We start from the raw sequence: 3,149 nt of genomic DNA on the forward strand, positions 1-3,149 counted from the left end.
TATCCGTTAACCGGCTCTCCGGGGACACGGTTCGGGCTGCAGCGTGAGGTTCACGCACAAGCGCTGAGCACGGATGGATGCTGTCTGCATCTCGGTGGGGGAAGGCGGAGCGGCGATGCGGGTACTCAAGAGCGACAGCGGATATGTCCTGGAGGGCGACTGGGACGGGCAGGACGCGGTGAACGCGTTTCTCAACCATTTGGCGGGACGGGGGTTCAGCGCGGCCACGGTGCGGGCCTACGCATTCGACGTCGCCAATTTGAGCCGGTTCCTCGTCCAGCAAGCGGTCGGGCTCGCCGCGGTCGATGCGCCGTTGGTGTTCGACTGGATCGACTGGCAAGGCGTCCGCCGAACGGACCAGCCCACCGGCGGTCACCGCTCGTCGACCCCGCCGGCAGCTTCGACGGTGAACCGCCGGGTCGCGGCAGTGCGCGCGTTATTCGAGTATCTGGTGATGACCGGTGTCTGCACCGACAATCCGGTGCCGTCGCCGCGGCGGGGACAGGGGCTGCGCCAGTCGCAGCGGGGGTTGCTCGGTCATCTGGGTCCCGGGCGTGCACGCAGTGGCGGTAGGTTGGTGCGTCAGCCGCAGCGTCTTCCGGAATCGTTGTCCACCAACGATGTCGACGCGTTCCTGGCGACACTGGCAACGCACCGGGACCGGGCGATGGTGCTGGTGATGCTACTCGGAGGGCTGCGTTCGGCCGAGGCGCGTGGCCTGCTGCTCGCCGACGTCGATATGGGCCGGCGCCGGCTTCGGGTGATCGGCAAGGGCGGCAAGGAACGTCATGTCCCGGTCGATGCGGCGTTCTTCACCGAGCTCGCCGCCTACCTGCGATGGGAGCGGCCGCCGGGGTTGGCGACGCCGCAGTGCTTCGTAGTGCTGCGCGGCCCGACGACCGGTGCACCGGTCAGCGAGGCCGGGCTGCGCAGCCTGTTCCGTCGGCACCGGGAGACCTCTGGCGCCACAAGAGTCCGCCCGCACCGTTTACGGCATACCTACGGCACCGAATTGTCGGCGGCCGGAATCGATCTGCTGGCGTTGCGGGCGTTGATGGGGCATGTCTCGCCGGAGACCACGGCCCGCTACGTGCATTTGTCGATCGAGCAGCTCGCCGCCGAATACGGTGCTGCTCGTGCGACGTTGGCCGGAGCCCGGCAGTGACCACGGTGTTGGTCGGCCAACCCGTAGGCGCCGACGAGGTGGTGGCGGATTATCTCGACCACGTCGCCACCCTGGGTTTGAGCGGGCGGGCGGTACGCGACCGGATTCGGATCGCTCGCGACTTCACCGCACGCCACCGCGACCTGCACGCCTGGATGACGCTGCCGGCAGCCGAGCGGATCGCCGAGATACGGGACACCGGGGCGTGGCCGCTGATCTGTCACACGATCGGCACCGGCCGGTTACGGCTGGACGTCGAGCTGGCCGCGGTCAAACAGTTGACCGGGCTGGGCCGCGCAGTGGAGGACCGGGATCCGAGCGGATTCGCCGCGTTGCGGAATGCGGGAATTCGGTTGGGCTGGAGGAGTTCCTGGGTCGAGACGGTCCTCGGCGAATGTCTGGCGGTAGTGCTGGCACACCACGGCGGAATGGTCGCCGACCTGACCGGCGACGCGCTCGACGACTTCGACGCCGCGCTGTCACGTACCGTGGTGCCGCCATCGTCGCGGCGGGCATACAGGGGGCGGCTGGCCAGCCTGCGGCAGCTGTTGTTCGAGACCGCGGTCATCGACACCGCGCCGAAACGCCGGCGGTGGGCCCGTAGCCTCGAGCAGCGCTTCACCGAGGTGGAGATGCCCGACCCGATCCGTCAGACGTTGCTGCGCTACATCGGCGTGCGCGCGGCGGTGCTGCGGCCCAAATCGGTCGAGTCGCTGATCAACGACCTGCTGCCCTTCGCCGAATACCTCACCGCTCACCATCCCGACGTCATCAGCCTGCGTGAACTCGACCGGAGCTGCATCGAGGGCTACCTGAAATGGAATCGCACCCGGGGCTGGCGTGGTCAGCGCGCCGCCGCGGGCGCCGGGCGCACCGTCTCGGCCGCGGTGGCCCAGTCGGCAGTGCTCAGTCTGCGCAACCTGCTCGACGACATCACCGCCTGGGGCTGGGCGCAGGCCCCACCACGGCGGTTGGTATTCGCCGCCGACGTCCCCAAACTCGACCAGCCGTTGCCACGCGCGCTAGCACCCGATGTGGACGCGGCAGTGATGAACGCCGTTGCCCACCTGCAGGATCCGTTCGCCCGCATCGGCCTGACCGTGCTGCGTGGTGCCGGCCTGCGGGCGGGGGAACTGCTCGACCTCGAACTGGGCAGCATCATCGACTACGGACCGGCCGGAACCTGGCTGAAGGTGCCACTGGGCAAGCTCGCCACCGAACGCATGGTCCCGCTCTCCGCCGCGACCCTCGCCGCGCTCGACGAGTGGGTCGCCCTCCGCGGCACGCACCGGCCGCTGCCGCACCCACGCACCGGCGTGCTCACCGACTTTCTGTTCACCCGGCACGGACGCCGCCTGGGCTACACCCGGCTGCGCAACGGGCTGCTCACCGCCGCTGAATCCGCCGGGTTGCACCGTCCCGACGGCGGCGTCCTGATGGTCACTCCACATCAGTTGCGCCACACCTGGGCCACCGAACTCGCCAACGCCGGGATGAGTCTGCAGGCCTTGATGTCCTTACTCGGGCACGTCACTCCACAAATGACGATCCGCTACGCCACCCTGGCCTCGCCCACCCTGCGCGCGGCCTACGACGAAGCGATGGGCAAGATGCGCCGCCAGTTCACCCTCACCCCGGTCGGCAAACCGATCCTGCCCGACAAGGTCGGCTGGCTGCACAGTGAAATGCTGAAAACCCGCGTTGCACACGGATACTGCGCTCGCCACGAATCCGCGGGCGCGTGCCCTTATGCCAACATCTGCGAAACCTGCGACAACTACGTCACCGCCCCCGAATTCCGCGACACGCTCACCGACCAACTCGCCGACGTCCAGGCCCTCAGAACCGACGCCGAGTGCCGCGGCTGGACCGACGAAGCCGCCCGCCACGACCGCGTCGCCCACGCCCTTACCGACCACCTCCAGCGCCTCGATCGATGAACATCCCACCCCGACGGGTTGACCCGCCCCCGAGGGCCGGATAA

The 3,149-nt window shown here is 68.7% G+C and carries 2 protein-coding genes; both read left to right on the forward strand.

Features of this window, described 5'->3' with window-relative positions; genetic code table 11:
- The first annotated feature begins 115 nt into the window (after window positions 1–115).
- The gene (locus BST44_RS28955; protein ID WP_007172498.1) at window positions 116–1,165 is read left to right on the forward strand and encodes a tyrosine-type recombinase/integrase; all 1,050 of its coding nucleotides are present in this window, start codon (window positions 116–118) and stop codon (window positions 1,163–1,165) included.
- Complete coding sequence (locus tag BST44_RS28960; protein ID WP_007172497.1) at window positions 1,162–3,105, forward strand: tyrosine-type recombinase/integrase; 1,944 nt, start codon at window positions 1,162–1,164, stop codon at window positions 3,103–3,105. The genes BST44_RS28955 and BST44_RS28960 overlap by 4 nt, the downstream gene beginning before the upstream one ends.
- The last annotated feature ends 44 nt before the right edge of the window (window positions 3,106–3,149 follow it).

This window comes from Mycobacterium scrofulaceum, assembly GCF_002086735.1.
GTDB lineage: Bacteria > Actinomycetota > Actinomycetes > Mycobacteriales > Mycobacteriaceae > Mycobacterium > Mycobacterium scrofulaceum.

Bases quoted from the DNA above. Each gene is read 5' to 3' on its own strand.
- BST44_RS28955 (WP_007172498.1), top strand. From the start codon at position 116: ATGCGGGTACTCAAGAGCGACAGCGGATATGTCCTGGAGGGCGACTGG.